This is a genomic window from Simplicispira psychrophila DSM 11588, assembly GCF_000688255.1.
Lineage (GTDB): Bacteria > Pseudomonadota > Gammaproteobacteria > Burkholderiales > Burkholderiaceae_C > Simplicispira > Simplicispira psychrophila.
Genome location: NZ_JHYS01000004.1, coordinates 220,546 through 236,154, shown reverse-complemented (window position 1 = coordinate 236,154; position 15,609 = coordinate 220,546). Strand labels below are relative to the sequence as shown.

General features: G+C 61.3%; 10 protein-coding genes. 3 read left to right on the top strand and 7 right to left on the bottom strand.

Going from position 1 to position 15,609, the window contains the following annotated elements; translation table 11 throughout:
* Window positions 1-21: 21 nt before the first annotated feature.
* The 6 genes from Q390_RS17770 to Q390_RS19405 form a co-directional block, all read right to left on the bottom strand.
* Window positions 22-6,852 (bottom strand): hybrid sensor histidine kinase/response regulator, encoded by a 6,831-nt coding sequence (locus Q390_RS17770; protein ID WP_037472377.1) that lies wholly within the window; start codon window positions 6,850-6,852, stop codon window positions 22-24.
* A 44-nt stretch (window positions 6,853-6,896) separates the two neighbouring features.
* Window positions 6,897-9,188 carry a methyl-accepting chemotaxis protein gene (locus Q390_RS0106450; RefSeq protein ID WP_027995324.1) on the bottom strand — a complete coding sequence of 764 codons (2,292 nt, stop codon included), beginning with the start codon at window positions 9,186-9,188 and terminating at the stop codon, window positions 6,897-6,899.
* Between the two features lie 20 nt (window positions 9,189-9,208).
* On the bottom strand, window positions 9,209-9,736 hold the full coding sequence (locus Q390_RS0106445) for a chemotaxis protein CheW (protein ID WP_027995323.1): 528 nt from the start codon (window positions 9,734-9,736) through the stop codon (window positions 9,209-9,211).
* Between the two features lie 15 nt (window positions 9,737-9,751).
* Complete coding sequence (locus tag Q390_RS0106440; protein ID WP_027995322.1) at window positions 9,752-10,117, bottom strand: response regulator; 366 nt, start codon at window positions 10,115-10,117, stop codon at window positions 9,752-9,754.
* The gene (locus Q390_RS0106435; protein ID WP_027995321.1) at window positions 10,117-10,512 is read right to left on the bottom strand and encodes a response regulator; all 396 of its coding nucleotides are present in this window, start codon (window positions 10,510-10,512) and stop codon (window positions 10,117-10,119) included. The genes Q390_RS0106440 and Q390_RS0106435 overlap by 1 nt, the downstream gene beginning before the upstream one ends.
* A gap of 62 nt (window positions 10,513-10,574) precedes the next feature.
* Complete coding sequence (locus Q390_RS19405; protein WP_084153797.1) at window positions 10,575-10,748, bottom strand: rubredoxin; 174 nt, start codon at window positions 10,746-10,748, stop codon at window positions 10,575-10,577.
* A 94-nt stretch (window positions 10,749-10,842) separates the two neighbouring features.
* On the opposite strand from Q390_RS19405, the gene thiD reads away from it, so the two are divergent.
* From thiD to Q390_RS0106420, 3 genes are all read left to right on the top strand, one after another.
* The gene (gene thiD / locus Q390_RS0106430; protein ID WP_027995320.1) at window positions 10,843-11,790 is read left to right on the top strand and encodes a bifunctional hydroxymethylpyrimidine kinase/phosphomethylpyrimidine kinase; all 948 of its coding nucleotides are present in this window, start codon (window positions 10,843-10,845) and stop codon (window positions 11,788-11,790) included.
* Window positions 11,774-13,078 (top strand): glutamate-1-semialdehyde 2,1-aminomutase, encoded by a 1,305-nt coding sequence (gene hemL / locus Q390_RS0106425; protein WP_027995319.1) that lies wholly within the window; start codon window positions 11,774-11,776, stop codon window positions 13,076-13,078. Before thiD ends, hemL begins: the two co-directional genes overlap by 17 nt.
* Window positions 13,079-13,164: 86 nt before the next feature.
* Window positions 13,165-14,034, top strand: a complete 870-nt coding sequence (locus tag Q390_RS0106420; RefSeq protein WP_027995318.1) for an acyltransferase — start codon at window positions 13,165-13,167, stop codon at window positions 14,032-14,034.
* Between the two features lie 53 nt (window positions 14,035-14,087).
* On the opposite strand, the gene Q390_RS0106415 is transcribed toward Q390_RS0106420, so the two are convergent.
* Complete coding sequence (locus tag Q390_RS0106415) at window positions 14,088-15,602, bottom strand: class I SAM-dependent DNA methyltransferase (protein ID WP_027995317.1); 1,515 nt, start codon at window positions 15,600-15,602, stop codon at window positions 14,088-14,090.
* Window positions 15,603-15,609 lie beyond the last annotated feature (7 nt).

Genomic DNA, 15,609 nt, shown 5'->3' with positions numbered 1-15,609 from the left:
AGGCTGGGTCAGCAGCCCGGCTTATGCCTCGACGTGCGCGGCTTCCAGTTCAGCGTAATGCCGGATCAGACTGAGCAGCTCCTCGTCCGCGTAGGGCTTGCCCAGGTAGTGGTTGGCGCCCAGTTCCATGGCATGCTGGCGGTGCTTCTCAGCGATGCGCGAGGTAATCATGATGATCGGCAAACCGGTCAGATGCTTGTCGGCGCGGATGTTGCGCGCCAGATCAAAACCGTCCATGCGCGGCATTTCAATGTCGGACAGCACCACGGTGGGCCGCTCTTCTTGCAAGCGCTCCAGCGCCAGCAGACCATCGGCCGCCAAGGCGACGCGGTAGCCTTCGCGCTGCAGCAGGCGCTGGGTGACGCGGCGCACGGTGATGGAGTCGTCCACCACCAGCACCAGCGGCACTTGCCCGGGCAGCCGCAGCGCTGGCCCGGTGTTCGGCTGCGCTGGTGCTGCCGCCGCTTGCACCTGGGCCTGCGCTGAGGCGGCTGCCGCTACGGCCGCCGCGTCCATCGCCGCCTTGCCGGCCTGGCGCACTTTGTCGCCATACACCGTGGACAGTGCCACCGGGTTGTAGATCAGCACCACCGCACCAGACGCCAGCACCGACATGCCCGCCAGTCCCGGCAGGCGCGACAGCTGCGGGCCGAGATTTTTGACCACCACTTCCTGGTTGCCCAGCACTTCATCGATGTGCATGGCAATGCGCTGCGAAGCGCTGCGAAACACCACCACCGGACGCGTCTTGCCGACACCTTCTTTACTCATCTGCGAGGCTTGCAGCAGGCCACCCGCCCAATAAAAAGGCACCTGCTCGCCCCCCGCCTCAAACTGACCGGTGCGGTAGGCCTGCGCCAGATCGGCCTGGGGCACGCGGCGCACCACTTCGATCAGGTTGGCCGGCACGCCGATGGACAAGTCGCCCGCGCGCAGCATCACCACCTGCGTCACTGCCGTGGTCAGCGGCAGCACCATGCGAAAGTTCATGCCCTGGCCTTCTTTGGACTGGGTCTCGATGCGCCCACCCAGAGCATTGATTTCAGAGCGCACCACGTCCATGCCGACCCCGCGACCGGACAACCCTGTCACTTGCGTCGCCGTCGTAAAACCGGGCATGAAAATCAGCTCGGCCGCCTCGGCATCGCTGATATCGACATCGGCTCCAATCAGGCCTTGGGCCAGCGCCTTGGCACGGATGCGGGCGACATTCAGACCGGCGCCATCGTCCTGGAATTGAACGGACACGTCGTTGCCTTCGTGGCGCAAGCCGATGGTGATGGTGCCCGTCGCTGGTTTGCCTGCCGCCTGGCGCTCAGCCGGCGACTCAATGCCGTGGGCGACGCAATTGCGCAATAAGTGCTCGAAGGCCGGCGTCATGCGGTCGAGCACGCCCCGGTCCATTTCAATCGAGCCGCCGGTGATATCGAGCTTGACCTGCTTGCCCAGTTCTTTCGAGCTTTGGCGTACCACGGCATACAGCCGCTCGGAGATGCCTTCAAACTCCACCATGCGCGTATGCAGCAAATCACGCTGCAACTCGCGCGCTTGGCGGCCCTGGGCAATCAAATCATCTTCGGTGCCATCCATGGCGCGCTGCAGATTGCGCTGCACCGTGGCCACGTCGTTGACCGACTCGGCCATCATCCGGGTCAACTCTTGCACGCGCGTGAAGCGGTCAAACTCCAGCGGGTCAAAACCTGCGGCGGAGTCTTTGGACAGCGCCAGGCGCGACTGCATCTGCGACTCGGACTGCATTTCAATGTCCCGCAGCTGCTGGCGCAAGCGGTCGAGGTTACTCGTCAACTCCCCCATGGAGCCCTTGATCTGACCCAGACGCGCCACCATGCGTGAGCGCGTGATCATCACCTCGCCGGCTTGGTTGATCAAGCGATCGAGCAACTGGGCGCGCACGCGCACCGACTGGCTGGCGGCAGCGCGCAATGGCGCAGCGACCACAGGCGTCGCCTGCGCCCGCGCGGCCAGCGGCGGCGCCACAGCCGGCGCCACAAGCGCCGTATCCGTATCCGTATCCGTCACCGGACTCACAGCGGCAGACGTTAAGTCCAAGGGCTGCACCACCACCGGCTCGGTCAAGGCTTGCGCGCTGAGAGCGCGCAAGGCGTCAAAGTTGCTCTGCAAATTGTCAAAACTGCCCAGCAATGGCTCCAGCTGCGCCGAGTTCACCGTATCGACATCGAACTGCTCAATGCTGGATTCCAGGCGGTGCGACATTTCGCCCAGGCGCATCGCACCGGCCAAGCGTGCACTGCCTTTGAGGGTGTGCAGGGCACGCAATACCTCGTTGCGTGCGCCCATATTTTCGGGTCGCGCCACCCATTGGCGTATAGCGCCACCCAGACGGGGCAACAGCTCAATGGCCTCTTCTTCGAAGAACTGAAACAGGTCCGGGTCAATCACATCGAAGACGTCAATGTCGTCATCGATGTTTTCAACGGCTGCGGCGGCTGGCGCTGCAGCGGCAGTTTCGGGCACCGCTGGTGGCTCAGCAGACGGCGGCGACAGCAACGACAACGCCGGCGCGACCGGGAGCGCAGGCGCAGGCACCAAGGGTGCCTCCGCCTGCAGAAACGCGGCTTCCTCGGCATCGAGGATGGCGGCAAATTCTGCGGCAAACGGATCGTCATCGTCCTCCAGCGGCGGCGACAACGTGGTCGAAATTTCGGTTTGAAGAATCTGGCGCAAATTCTCCAGCACCAACGGGTTCGACTCTTTCAGGAACCCGGCCGCAAACTGGTGCAGCAAGCGGCGCATGTCTTCAGCTGCAGCCAAGAAAACCGCCGCCTGCTCGGGCAGGCCTTCCGCCTGCAACTGCACATGGTTGAGCGCGTGCTCCAGCAAGCGGGCCGTTTCCGACAGCGCCATAAAGCCCACGGTGGCAGAACTGCCCGCCATGGAGTGCGCCAAGGCCACCGCCGTATCCGGCAGCGGACGGTGCAACTCCATCGACCACTCTTGCAAACTGGTCACCAAACGACGCGACCACTCATCGGCTTCGTTCAAGTAGACGTTGTACAAAGGAATGCCAATGCGCAGCGAGCCAATCACCTTCACGGCTTCGTTCGCCTCGGCTTCCTCTTGCAGCGCCTTGGCGACCTGCGCGGCTTCCTCGATTCTGGCGGCTTCGGCAGCAGCTTGGGCTTCGGCCGCTGCAGCGATCCGGGCGGCTTCTGCTTCGGCTTCGGCTTCGGCAGCGGCGGCGGCGGCGGCGATTTCAGCAGCACGCAGGGCTTCAGCCTCTTTGGCCTCTTTGGCCTCTTTAGCCTCTTTGGCTATCCTGGCGGCTTCCGCTTCGGCGACTCGGACGGCTTCAGCTTCGGCGGCAGCTGCGGCTTCAGCGGCACGAAGGACCTCGGCTTGCGCAGTAGCAACAGCTTCAGCAGCACGCAGGGCTTCAGCCTCTTCAGCCGCTTTGGCTATCTTGGCGGCTTCGGCTTCGGCTTCGGCTTCGGCTTCGGCTTCGGCTTCGGCTTCGGCTTCGGCTTCGGCCGCTTCAACGATCCGGGCGGCTGCGGCTTCGGCAAGCGCTGCGGCTTCAGCAGCAGCGGCAGCGGCAGCGGCAATTTCAGCCACACGAAGGGCCTCAGCTTCTTGAGCCGCTTCAGCCGTCCTGGTGGCTTCGGCTTCGGCTTCGGCTGCTTCAGCGATCCGGACAACTTCGGCTTCGGCTTCGGCTTGCGCGACGGCGGCCGCTTCCGCCGCTTCTGCTACTTCAGTGATTGACGGCCCCTGCTGCAACGCCAGAGCCTCCAGGGTCTCCAGTGCATTCGCCTCTTCTGGCGCGGTCTGCGGCAGATCAAATGCCAAAAAGTCCAACAAGCCATCTGTATCTGCCGCCTCTACCGCCTCTGCTGGCAATGCAGCGTCCATTGCGGGCAACTCTGGCTGCTGCGCCAGATCCAGGGATATTTCCGGCAAGGCATCCATGACGGGCTCTGCCGCACTGTCCACGCCCTGCCCTGGTTCCTGCCCGGCTGCCTGCACTTCCAGAGCAGCAGAAAATTCAGAGAAATCAACTTCATCGGCTATGGCCGGAGCTGCCAAAGCTGCCTCATCCAACTCGACGTCCGCCACCATGGCGGGAAAATCCAGATCCAGATCAAATGCATCCAACGCCGGCAAAGGCTCCTCTGCTGGGGTAGGAGAGATGTTGGCGGGCACCGGCGCATCGGGCGCTGTACCGCTGAACACATCGACATCCACTTCGCTCACCGAGGGCTGCAATGCCTCGGGCGCAGGGACAGCAGGCCACTCCGGCTCGGACACTGGATCAGGCGCCAATTCGGGCGCTGCAAGCTGTGGCTCTGCTGCCGACGCAGGCGCTGGTGCTTGCGCTCCCGGCAGTTCCAGCGGCAACTCAGTGCCATGCAGACGCATGGCATCGGCCGCACGGCTGAAGGGCGCCGCTTGCCAAGCGCTCGCATCGCCGTTGGCAATCGCATCGGCCCATTGGCCAAAGCATTCCAGAGCACGTTGTGCCAACTGCAACAACGGTGGGCGTACCGGCTTTTGCTCTGCCAGCCAGGCGTTCAGCAGTTGCTCCATCGACCAGCCAGCCTCGCCAAACGCGTTCAGCCCGACCATGCGAGAACTGCCCTTGAGCGTATGAAAGGCCCGACGCAAAGTCGTCTGCTCGCTCAGTTCGCCCGGTGCGTCCTTCAGGGCTGCGACAGCCGCCAATCCATTGGTGACGACTTCGCGCACTTCTTCCAGAAAAATACCGAGCAATTCGGCATCGACTTCAAGCTCCCGCACTGTGATCGATGCTGGTGCCACCACAGGCGCTGGCGGCGTCGGCACCACAGGCGCCAGCACCGATTCGGGCACCTCGAAGTCCAGCACCATAGGTTCGGGGACATCGGTCTGCGCAACAGCATCTGACGCTGCCAGATCGAAATCGACAGACAGGAGGGGAGCCGGGACGGTATCGGCCGTACGGGCTTTGGCGTCGGTGTGCAGCGCAGCGTGGGCCAGCGCAGGCGCCAGCAGCGACTCATCGATCACGGTATCGCCGTAATCAACTTCATTGTCATCCTCGTCTTCGACATCCACAGGTGCTTTGGCACGTCCCATCAATACGCGCAGTTCACCCAATGCTTCGTCATAGACAAACAACTTGCGCGCCAACGCACGCTGGTAGCTCAGCATGTCAATCAAAAAGCCCAGGGCACCCAAGCTGTTGGCAATTTTTTCAAAGGTGCGTTGGCGCGCGGCCTCGTCGGTCTCCTCGCCAATCAGAAGGCGCTCGACCGTGTCACGCATACGCACCACGGCCAGCGAGGCTTGGTCCAGACCCAGCACCGACAGCACGCCACGCATCTGCGCCAGGTGCCCCGGCACTGGCGTCAACAGCGTCGTCTCTTGCGGACTGCGGAAGAACTGGTCCATGGCCCGCTCGGCCTCGCCCAGCGTCGCGCGCAGCTCACTGACCACACTGCCCATGGTCTGGTGATCGCTGACGCGGCGATACAGGTCTTCCATCCACAATTCCAGCGGATCGGGCTCGGCGCCCGAGCACACGCTGTCCAGGCGCTCGGCCAGGCGCTGGGCGCGGCTGGCCATTTGCTCATCCGACGTATCGAGTTCTTCCAGCACCGCCTGCAAATACAGCACCGAAGTGGCGACTTCCATGGCCAATGACGCAGAAGGCGGCTCCGCCGAGCGCACTGTCATGTCCACCGCTTTGGTCAGCGCCAACGCCAGACTTTCGCTGCTGCGGTGCAGCTTGCGCAGCGAATCACACACCAGACTGAACTGGTCTGCCGCCGGCTTGAGTTTGTTGCGGTCACCGCCCGCCAGGGCCGACCAGGTTTCAGTGGCGGCGGCAATGCGCTTGCGTGCCTGCGCCAGCACCGCCGGATCGAAACGCCCAAAACGCCGCGCCTCGTAATCAACCGGGCTGAAACGCTCCAGCGTGAACGTCTTGCGCACCGCCTCCAGTGCCGGCGCCTGACCAGGCTCTGGCTGGCGGGCCTGCGAACAGAAGAACAGCAGGTCTTGCACCAACCGGTCGGCAATCTCGGGATCACCCTTGGTCAGCGTCGCGTACTGCATCAGCACGCGCGAAGCGACGCGCTTGACGTAGACATCGGTCGTGAACAGGCCTTGGCTGAAGGCTTCAAAAAAAGCGGCACCGAGCTTCCAGAAAGACCGCGCCTGCCGCTCAGTCTGGCCAGCGGCAAAGCCCAGACAGGTGTCGCGCATATCCCGCGCAGCAGCCAGATCGCCGGCTTTGACGATCCGCAGCACCGCTTGGTCGAGGCGCGAGCGCGCCGCTGGCCCGTATTCCAGGGGCAGCGCCGTCACCGCCAGATCGGGCTCGCGGAAACGCCGCTCCACCGGCCACAGATCGGCTGGATGGACGCGGGTGGCGCCGCTCAAGCTCTGCACATCGCGGTATTGCGGAAACAGCGTGACGGGCGAGACCGACTTGCCGGCCAGCACGTTTTCAAGGTATTCACTCAGCGCAAAACTGGCGCGCTCCAGCGCGCCAGCGGCGTCCTCGGTACACAATTCAGGCCGCTGGATGAATTTTTGCACCGCCGCTTCCATGGAGCGCAACAGCAGCGCCGGCGAGGCCATGCCGACCATTTCAAGCGCACCACTGGCCTGGTGCAGTTGCTGGCGGGCCATGCGCAAGGGCGCAGCATCCAGCGCAGCCAGATCCGATTCGCCTGCCACTTGGGCGTCATGGACAAAGCGGCGCAAGGCCTTCACGGCCGCATCCAGGGATTTACGCAGTTCGTCCAGAACCCAGGCGAGCGGGCCTAGGTCTTGATCGTCCTGGGCGTGTTCAGCGGTTGGTGCATTGACAGCATCAGTAGATGACATGGATTCGTTCCCGGCTGCACAGAGCCCGTTCGTTATTCAGGGCGTCAGGCAATCTTGAACCGAGCCACCGACTGGCGCAGTTCTTCCGCCATGTGGGAGAGTTCACGCACCTGCTGCGCCGTGCTGCGGGTGCCTTCGCCGGTCTGCTCGGTCACCGCAAAAATATGCTGGATGTTCTCAGCCACTTCGTTGGCCATGGTGGCCTCGTGCGACGTGGAAGTGGAAATTTGCTCAATCAGATCGGCCAGGCGGCGTGACACCAAGTCAATTTCAGACAGGGCGGTACCGGCGCTGTCCGACAGGCGCGCGCCTTCAACCACCCCTTGCGTGGAGCGCTCCATGGCGGCCACAGCGTCCTGGGTGTCGGTCTGAATGGCCTTCACCAGCGCAGAAATCTGGCGCGTGGCATCAGCGGAGCGCTCCGCCAGTCGCTGCACTTCTTCCGCCACCACCGAAAAGCCGCGTCCGGCCTCACCAGCCGAAGCGGCCTGGATGGCGGCGTTCAGCGCCAACACGTTGGTCTGCTCGGTAATGTCAGAAATCAGTTCAGTGATTTCGCCAATCTCTTGTGACGATTCGCCCAGCCGCTTGATGCGCTTGGAGGTATCCTGGATCTGATCGCGGATGGAATTCATACCACCAATCGCGTTTTGTACCGCCTGCAAACCAGTATCTGCCGCCTGCAGCGACTGGCGAGCCACGGCAGCGGACTCTTGCGCCTGGGACGACACCACATTGATACGCGAGGCCATGTCCAGCACCGAGCGGCCAGTTTCGCGAATCTCGCGCAGTTGCTCAGTCGAGGCCGCCAGCAATTCAGTCGAAGTGCTATCGACCTGGGCGGTGGTGTGTGCCACCCGGGTCACCGTGTTTTGCACGCTGCCGACCAGTTGTCGCAACTCTTCCACCGTGTAGTTGACCGAGTCGGCAATGGCGCCGGTGATGTCTTCGGTCACGGTGGCTTCCTGGGTCAGATCGCCCTCGGCCACCGACTGCAATTCGTTCATCAGACGCAAAATGGCCGCTTGGTTGGCATCGTTGACGCGCTTGGCCTCATGCTCTTGGCGCTGGGCATCCCGGTGTTGCAACTCAGCCACTTTCTGGCGCCCCCGGCTGTCGAGCAACTGCACCCGCGAGATACCGACACCGCACAACAACACGAACAAGCCGGCCAACAGCAGAGCCGCAAACTGGCCCGCACCCATGCCGGTCTGGGCGGAGAGCTTGCTTTGCAAGCCCTCCATCTGGCGGCGCAGTGGCTCGCTATCGGCGAGGATGGAGGTTTGCGCTTCGCGCGCCGACACCAGCCCCTGCAGGTTGCCCAGAATGGCGCCGGCCTGTGTGCGTGTTTCTTCGTACAACTTGATCAAAGCACCCAATTGCTCGCGCGTCTGCAGGTCTTTGGTGGCGGTCAAATGCTGCTCGGCGCTGCCATCGAGCAGGCCTTGGGCGATTTCCTTGAACGCGTTCAAGTCTTTGCCCAGCAAAAATACCGCCTCGGGGCTCACGCCTTCGGTGGTCTGGAATTCGTTGGCTGATTTACCGATGCGCTGGGTCAGCATGACCAACTGGCCGGCGGCAGAAATCTCGGCGACCGAGGCGTTTTGCTGCAGCTTCAAGGAAGACACCGTTTCAGCGATCTCCAGCAGTTCTGCCGATTGGCGGTTGATGGTGCGCAGGGCATCACCCACCCGGGTCAGAATTTTTTGCTGTCCCATCACCATGCTGGCGTTGCGCTCGGCGCGCTCCATCAGCGGCGTGATGGCCGTCAGATCGCTCTGAAACGCTTCACCCAAAGCCTGTACACCCAGCTCCGCATCCCCCGCGTTCAGCGCGCGCACGTTACGCGCCAGCACGCCCGAGCTTTCGACCACGTCAGGGAACGCCTGCGGACTGCCCACCAGCGCCTGTGACACCGATTTGGCCAAACGCTGCGACTGCATCAGGGACTGACCGGTAGCCGCCAGTTGCTGCGCAGCCCGATCGGCCTGCTGCAGCACCCAGCCAGCAATCAAGGCCAGCACCACAACGCCAATCGCCAGCAGCACCAGCAGGCGTTTTTGCAGACTGCCGGCCGTACCGCGTCCCAGCAGCGGCAAAGAAACGGTATCGGCGTCCGGCTCGGCGTCCGGCAAAAGGGAATCGGCGCCATAGGCACTCGGTTCGCCCTGCACACTGTTCAAGGCATCGCCCGGATAGGGGCTGCGCAATTGCGACGCATCCAGGGCTTCATCGGCGAGGGCATCGTGGCCCATGGCTGCGGGGAAATTGACCCCGGCCGCCGATGCTTGCGGGGCACGGCCGAAAAATTTTCCGAATTGTTTCACGACAGACATGGTGCAGCCTTACAGGGAACTCAAGCACGGATGCTCAAAAATGCGGGATGTTGGGACAGGGCCTGCAAATCCAGCTCCTGCCAGCGGGTGCCGCTGGAATCAAGATAGGTCGTACCAAAAAAAACCGGTGCGTCCTCTGCGGGGGGCTCGGAAGACACAAAGGCATCGGTGCCGCGCAAGCCTGCCAAGCGATCAATAAGCAGCGCAGCATTCACCTCCAGAGCCGCATTCAGAGACAGCAAGCTGGTCTCTGCCATGGCTTGCTCGGTGCGTTGCTGCGCTTGCCCGAGCAAGCCGGCCAGATCAATCACACCGACCAGACCGCCACGCAGATTGGCCACGCCCAGAAACCATTTTTGGGTATACGGCACGGGCTGCACAACAGAGCGCGGAAAAATCTCGCCGGCGTGGGCCAGTGGCAATAAATAGAACTTCCCAGCCGACTCGATCGCCAGCCAGGAAGAGACGGACAAGCCCTCCGTTCTCGCAGCCTGCAGGCGGCTGGCAAGACGTATCTGGAGCTCTCGAAGTGCTTCGCGGTTGGCCATGGAGCGTGCAGAGCTTCAGCTCAAGGCATCAATCTTGGCTTGCAATTCAACTGCATTGACCGGCTTGGTGATGTAACCACGCGCGCCTTGGCGCATCCCCCAGACACGGTCCGTTTCCTGATTTTTACTGGTACACATGATGATCGGCACATCGGCGTACAAAGGATCACGGGTAATGGCGCGGGTGAGTTGAAAACCATTTTGACCCGGCATGACCACGTCCATCAAGATCAGATCAGGCTTTTCTTCTGCCAACCGGCGAAAGGCTTCTTCCGCATTTTCTGCAGTACGCACCTGCATCCCCTTTTTCTGCAGCAAGTCGGTCAAATACATCAACTCTGTTTTCGAGTCGTCAACCACCAGAACTTTTTGGATAGACATTATAATGTTCCTTGCTTATTATTAACAAATTGCTGCACAGCCTGCAGCAATTGATCTTTTGTAAATGGCTTGGTCAGATATTCCTGACAACCTACCATACGGCCACGGGCTTTATCAAAAACACCGTCCTTGGAAGACAGCATAACTACCGGCGTATTGGCAAATCGCTCATTTCTTTTGATAATGGCGCATGTCTGATAACCATCGAGTTTTGGCATCAAAATATCGCAAAAAATCAGCTGCGGCTCATAATCATTGACTTTTGCCAAGGCATCGAAACCATCATCGGCCAACATCACCTCATGCCCGCCCTGCTTGAGAAAAATCTCTGCACTGCGGCGAATGGTATTACTGTCATCGACCACGAGAACTTTAAAAGAAACGCCGGTTGTCATTGATTTTCAGTGCTCCGGGGGTGGGGTGGGATAAAATAAAATCGCAGATGCTTGGCTGCGATTTAAATCTCGATCATTTCGAATTCTTCTTTGCCAGCACCACATTCAGGACAGGTCCAGCTTGCGGGAACCTGCTCCCATGCAGTGTGGGGTGCGATGCCGTGCGCGGGAGAACCCGCAGCCTCGTCATAAATCCAACCACAAATCAAACATATCCAGGTTTTAGACGGTGTCACAGCTTAATGGGCCTTCACGTAGAATGCAACGATTGTATCCAGTCATCACAGCTGCCTGCCGTTTCCATGCCACCATTACCACGGGGACGGATTCATGACACAAACGCTTACCAATACGCCCAACAACCCTTTGGATGCAGCCGACGAAACTGCCAATCCGGCCTGCGTGATGGTATTTAACGCCTGCGACCCCAGCGGCGCTGGCGGACTGACGGCCGACATCGCCACCATTGCCTCCGTCGGTGGGCATCCAGTGGCGGTCGTCACCGGCGCTTACATCCGCGATACCACGCAAATTTTCGACCACTACAGCTTTGATGACGAAGCCGTCGCCGAACAGGCCCGCGCCGTGCTGGAAGATGTCCCGATACAAGCCATTAAGGTGGGTTTTGTCGGCAGCCCCGAGAACATCAGCGCCATTGCCGCGCTCACCACCGACTACACCGACCTGCCGGTCATCAGCTACATGCCCAACCTGTCGTGGTGGCAAGACAGCCTGATCGACCCGTATCTGGATGCCTTCGGCGCGCTGTTATTGCCGCAAACCACTCTGTTGGTCGGCAACCATAGCACCCTGTGGCGCTGGCTGCTGCCCGACTGGAGCCACGACCACAGCCCCAGCGCACGCGACTTGGCCGCTGCAGCCGCTGAACTGGGCACGCCCTTCACCCTCGTCACCGGCATCCCCCTGCCCGGACAGTTCGTCGACAACGTGCTGGCCTCGCCCTTGAGCGTTGTCAACAACAGCCCCTTTGAACTGTTTGATGCCACTTTCACCGGCGCCGGCGACACCTTGTCGGCCGCCCTGGCCGCGCTGCTGGCTTGTGGCAGCGACTTGGGCGAAGCCTGCAATGAGGCATTAAGCTATCTAGACCGCTGCCTGGATGGCGGCTTTCGCCCCGGCATGGGCCATGTGGTACCTGACCGCATGTTCTGGGCCGAACCCGGCGATGAAGACGCAAGCGAAGCACCCGCCAGCGCACCCCTTGACCCGCCGTCTGCCGACGGCTTTGCACAGCCTCCCCATGACCTCCCACACTGACCACAATCTCGCTCTTTTCAACCGCGCCCAAGCCGTCATCCCTGGCGGCGTCAACTCGCCCGTGCGCGCCTTCAAGGCCGTCGGCGGCACGCCGCGCTTTATTACGCGCGCCCAAGGCGCCTACATGTGGGACGCCAACGGCCAGCGCTACATCGATTACATCGGCTCCTGGGGCCCGATGATCCTGGGCCACGGCCACCCCGCCGTGCTCGAAGCAGTGCAAAAAGCCGCGCTCGAAGGCTTCTCCTTTGGCGCCCCGACCGAGCGCGAAGTCGAACTGGCCGAAGCCATCATCGCCCTGGTGCCGTCGATCGAGATGGTGCGCCTGGTCAGCTCGGGCACCGAGGCGGGCATGAGCGCCATTCGCCTAGCGCGCGGCGCCACCGGACGCAACAAGATCATCAAATTTGAAGGCTGCTACCACGGCCACGCCGACGCGCTGCTGGTCAAGGCCGGCTCGGGCTTGGCCACCTTTGGCAACGCCACCAGCGCCGGCGTGCCGGCCGAAGTGGTGCAGCACACCGTGGTGCTCGAATACAACAACGTCGCGCAACTGGAAGAAGCCTTTGCCCTGCACGGCGCTGATTTGGCTTGCGTGATGATCGAGCCGATTGCCGGCAACATGAACTTCGTCCGCGCCAGCGTGCCCTTCGTCAAGCGCTGCCGCGAGCTGTGCACGCAGTACGGCGCGTTGTTCATCTTCGACGAAGTCATGAACGGCTTTCGCGTGGCCCTCGGCGGCGCGCAAAGCGTATATGCGCGCAGCCTTCCCGGTTTTGAGCCCGACCTCACTGTCATGGGCAAGGTCATTGGCGGCGGTATGCCATTGGCAGCGTTTGGCGGCAAGCGCGCCGTGATGGAGCACCTCGCGCCCATCGGTTCGGTGTACCAGGCAGGCACGCTGTCGGGCAACCCGGTCGCCACCGCCTGTGGCCTCGCCACGCTGCGCGAAATCAGCCAGCCCGGTTTCTTCGACGCCTTGTCAGCCTCCACCCGCAGCCTGGTCGATGGCCTGAGCGCCGCCGCTGCGGCTGCGGGCGTGCCCTTCAGCACCGACTGCGAAGGCGGCATGTTCGGCTTCTTCCTGCTGCCCGAGCTGCCACAAAACTACGCCACCGTGATGCAAACCAATGGCGCGCGCTTCAACACCCTGTTCCATGGCTTGCTCGATCGCGGCGTCTACATTGCCCCCGCCTTGTATGAAGCCGGCTTTGTCAGCGCCGCTCACACGCCGCAAGACATTAGCGAGACCATCGCCATCGCGCACGACGCCTTCAAGTTACTCTGAAAACAGTAGCTACTAGCGCTTATCCCATCAGCGCTAGAGGCCAAAAACACTTAAAAACTGCCCTCCCGGCCTGTTCCTGCGCGCCCATGCTTGCTGCCCTGAAGTTCTGCTTTGCCTCTCTGATTCTGGTGCTCAACACCCTGCTGTTTTGCGGGCTGATGGTGCCATTTGCTTTGCTCAAACTGCTACTGCCGTTCAAGCCGGTGCGCCGTGTACTGGACCGCGTGCTGATCGGCATCTCGGCCACCTGGATTGACATCAACAGCTTCTGGCTGCGCAGCGTCAATCCAGGCGCCTGGCAGATCACCGGCCTGGAGGGCCTGCGCCCTGACGGCTGGTACTTGGTGACCTGCAACCACCAAAGCTGGGTGGACATCGTCGTCATCCAGCGCGTGCTGAACCGGCGCATCCCGATGCTCAAGTTCTTCCTGAAAAAAGAACTGATCTACGTGCCCTTTCTGGGGCTGGCATGGTGGGCGCTGGACTTTCCGTTCATGCGCCGGGGCAGCGGCGGCGGCAGTGCCCGCAAAGACCTGCGCGACGCGCGCCAGGCCTGCGAAAAGTTTCGCCTGCTGCCGACCTCAGTGATGAGCTTTGCCGAAGGCACGCGCTTCACTGCGGCCAAACACGCCGAGCAGCAGCCACCGTACCACCACCTATTGCTGCCCAAGGCCGGTGGCATGGGCATGGCGTTGGGCACCATGGGCGAGCTGTTCACCAGCCTGGTCGATGTGACCATCATTTATCCGGGCAAAGTGCCCACCTTCATCGACGCTCTGTGCGGGCGGCTGGGCAACGTGGTGGTGCAGGTGCAACAGCACCCGATCCCGCCCGAACTGCTGCAAACCAACGCCCGCCAGCGCAGCCAACTGCAAACTTGGCTGAACGGCATCTGGCAAGACAAAGACCAGACCATCACACAGGTACTGGCCGAACACACTACAAAGGGCTTTTAATTTTTTGATAGCTTAAAGCGCATACCCCATAAGGGCTTGAGGCGCTTTTTATATCAAATTGATGCTGCCGATTTGGGCAGCCCTGCCGCTACGTCACGAAACGCCGCCAATGCCGCCTCCAGGTGCTCAATGATTTCTTGCTGCAACACATCCGGCGGCGGCAAGTCTTGCAGGTTGTCTAGGCTGTCGTCCTTGAGCCAAAAAATATCCAGACTGGCCTTATCCCGCGCCACCAGCGCTTCATAAGGGTAGAACTTGAAGCGCTCCGTCTCGACCCGTTCGTGGCGATTTTGCGGGTGGTAGCAGGCAATGAAATCACGTAAATCGTCCAGCTTCAAAGGCCGCGTCTTCAGTGTGAAACGCTGATTGGTACGCAAGTCGTAAAACCAAATGCCCTTCGTCTGCACCCGACCATCCTTGGGCCGGGCATCAAAAAACACCACGTTGGCCTTAACCCCTTGGGCATAAAAAATACCCGTTGGCAGGCGCAGCACGGTGTGGACGTCGCAGGTCTCCAGCAGCTTTTTGCGAATCTTCTCGCCCGCGCCGCCTTCAAACAGCACGTTGTCGGGCAACACCACCGCCGCTTTGCCGGTCACCTTCAACATGCTGACGATGTGCTGCAAAAAATTGAGCTGTTTATTGCTGGTGGTTTCCCAAAAATCTTGGCGCTCATAGGTCAGCGCGTCGCGGTCTTCTTCGCCCTCGGCGTTGGTGATGGTCATGCTGCTTTTCTTGCCAAACGGTGGATTCGCCAGCACGTAATCGACGCGTATCCGAGGCTCGGCAATCAGCGCATCGGTACGCTCCACCGCTGGCTCACCGACCAGTTCGCCAATATTGTGCAGAAACAAGTTCATCAGGCACAGGCGGCGCGTGCCCGGCACGATCTCGTTGCCATAAAAAGTTTCGTCGCGCAAAAATGCCGCCTGCCGTGCGTTTAGCCGGGGCGGTGCGTAATCCAGCCCATCAGCGTGCTGGCGCAGCCAGTCGCCAGTGCCGTTCAGCCACTCATTGGCCACCAGAAAAAATCCACCGGTGCCGCAGGCCGGGTCGGCAATCGTCTTGAGCGGCTCGGGCTGCATACAGGCCACCATGGCTTGGATCAGCGCGCGCGGCGTGAAGTATTGGCCGGCGCCACTCTTAGTGTCTTCGGCGTTCTTTTGCAGCAGCCCTTCGTACAAATCGCCCTTGGTGTCGGCGTCCATGCCAACCCAGTTTTCTGCATCGATCAACTGCACCAAGCGGCTGAGTTTGGCCGGGTCTTGAATCTTGTTTTGCGCCTTGAAAAAAATCGCACCCAGCATCCCCGGCTCTTGGCCCAGCCGATGCAGCGTGGCCAGGTACTGCGTCTCCAGCGGCTCGCCGGTCTGGCGGCGCAACGTGGCCCAATCGTAGTTGGTGGGGATATGCGTCTCGCGCTTGTACGGTTCTTGTGCGTATTCGTGCGCCATTTTCAGGAACAGCAGATAGGTCAGCTGCTCGAGATAGTCGCCATAGCCGACACCGTCGTCGCGCAGCGTGTGGCAAAAATTCCAGACTTTCTGGATGAGGGAGGAAGCGTTCATAAAAAAA

What these genes read in the sequence shown, in the direction of transcription:
- thiD (WP_027995320.1), top strand. Translation starts at nt 10,843, where the DNA reads ATGACACAAACGCTTACCAATACGCCCAACAACCCTTTGGATGCAGCC.
- Q390_RS0106440 (WP_027995322.1), bottom strand. Translation starts at nt 10,117, where the DNA reads ATGTCTATCCAAAAAGTTCTGGTGGTTGACGACTCGAAAACAGAGTTG.
- Q390_RS0106435 (WP_027995321.1), bottom strand. Translation starts at nt 10,512, where the DNA reads ATGACAACCGGCGTTTCTTTTAAAGTTCTCGTGGTCGATGACAGTAAT.
- Q390_RS0106445 (WP_027995323.1), bottom strand. Translation starts at nt 9,736, where the DNA reads ATGGCCAACCGCGAAGCACTTCGAGAGCTCCAGATACGTCTTGCCAGC.
- Q390_RS0106450 (WP_027995324.1), bottom strand. Translation starts at nt 9,188, where the DNA reads ATGTCTGTCGTGAAACAATTCGGAAAATTTTTCGGCCGTGCCCCGCAA.
- Q390_RS0106420 (WP_027995318.1), top strand. Translation starts at nt 13,165, where the DNA reads ATGCTTGCTGCCCTGAAGTTCTGCTTTGCCTCTCTGATTCTGGTGCTC.
- Q390_RS17770 (WP_037472377.1), bottom strand. Translation starts at nt 6,852, where the DNA reads ATGTCATCTACTGATGCTGTCAATGCACCAACCGCTGAACACGCCCAG.
- hemL (WP_027995319.1), top strand. Translation starts at nt 11,774, where the DNA reads ATGACCTCCCACACTGACCACAATCTCGCTCTTTTCAACCGCGCCCAA.
- Q390_RS0106415 (WP_027995317.1), bottom strand. Translation starts at nt 15,602, where the DNA reads ATGAACGCTTCCTCCCTCATCCAGAAAGTCTGGAATTTTTGCCACACG.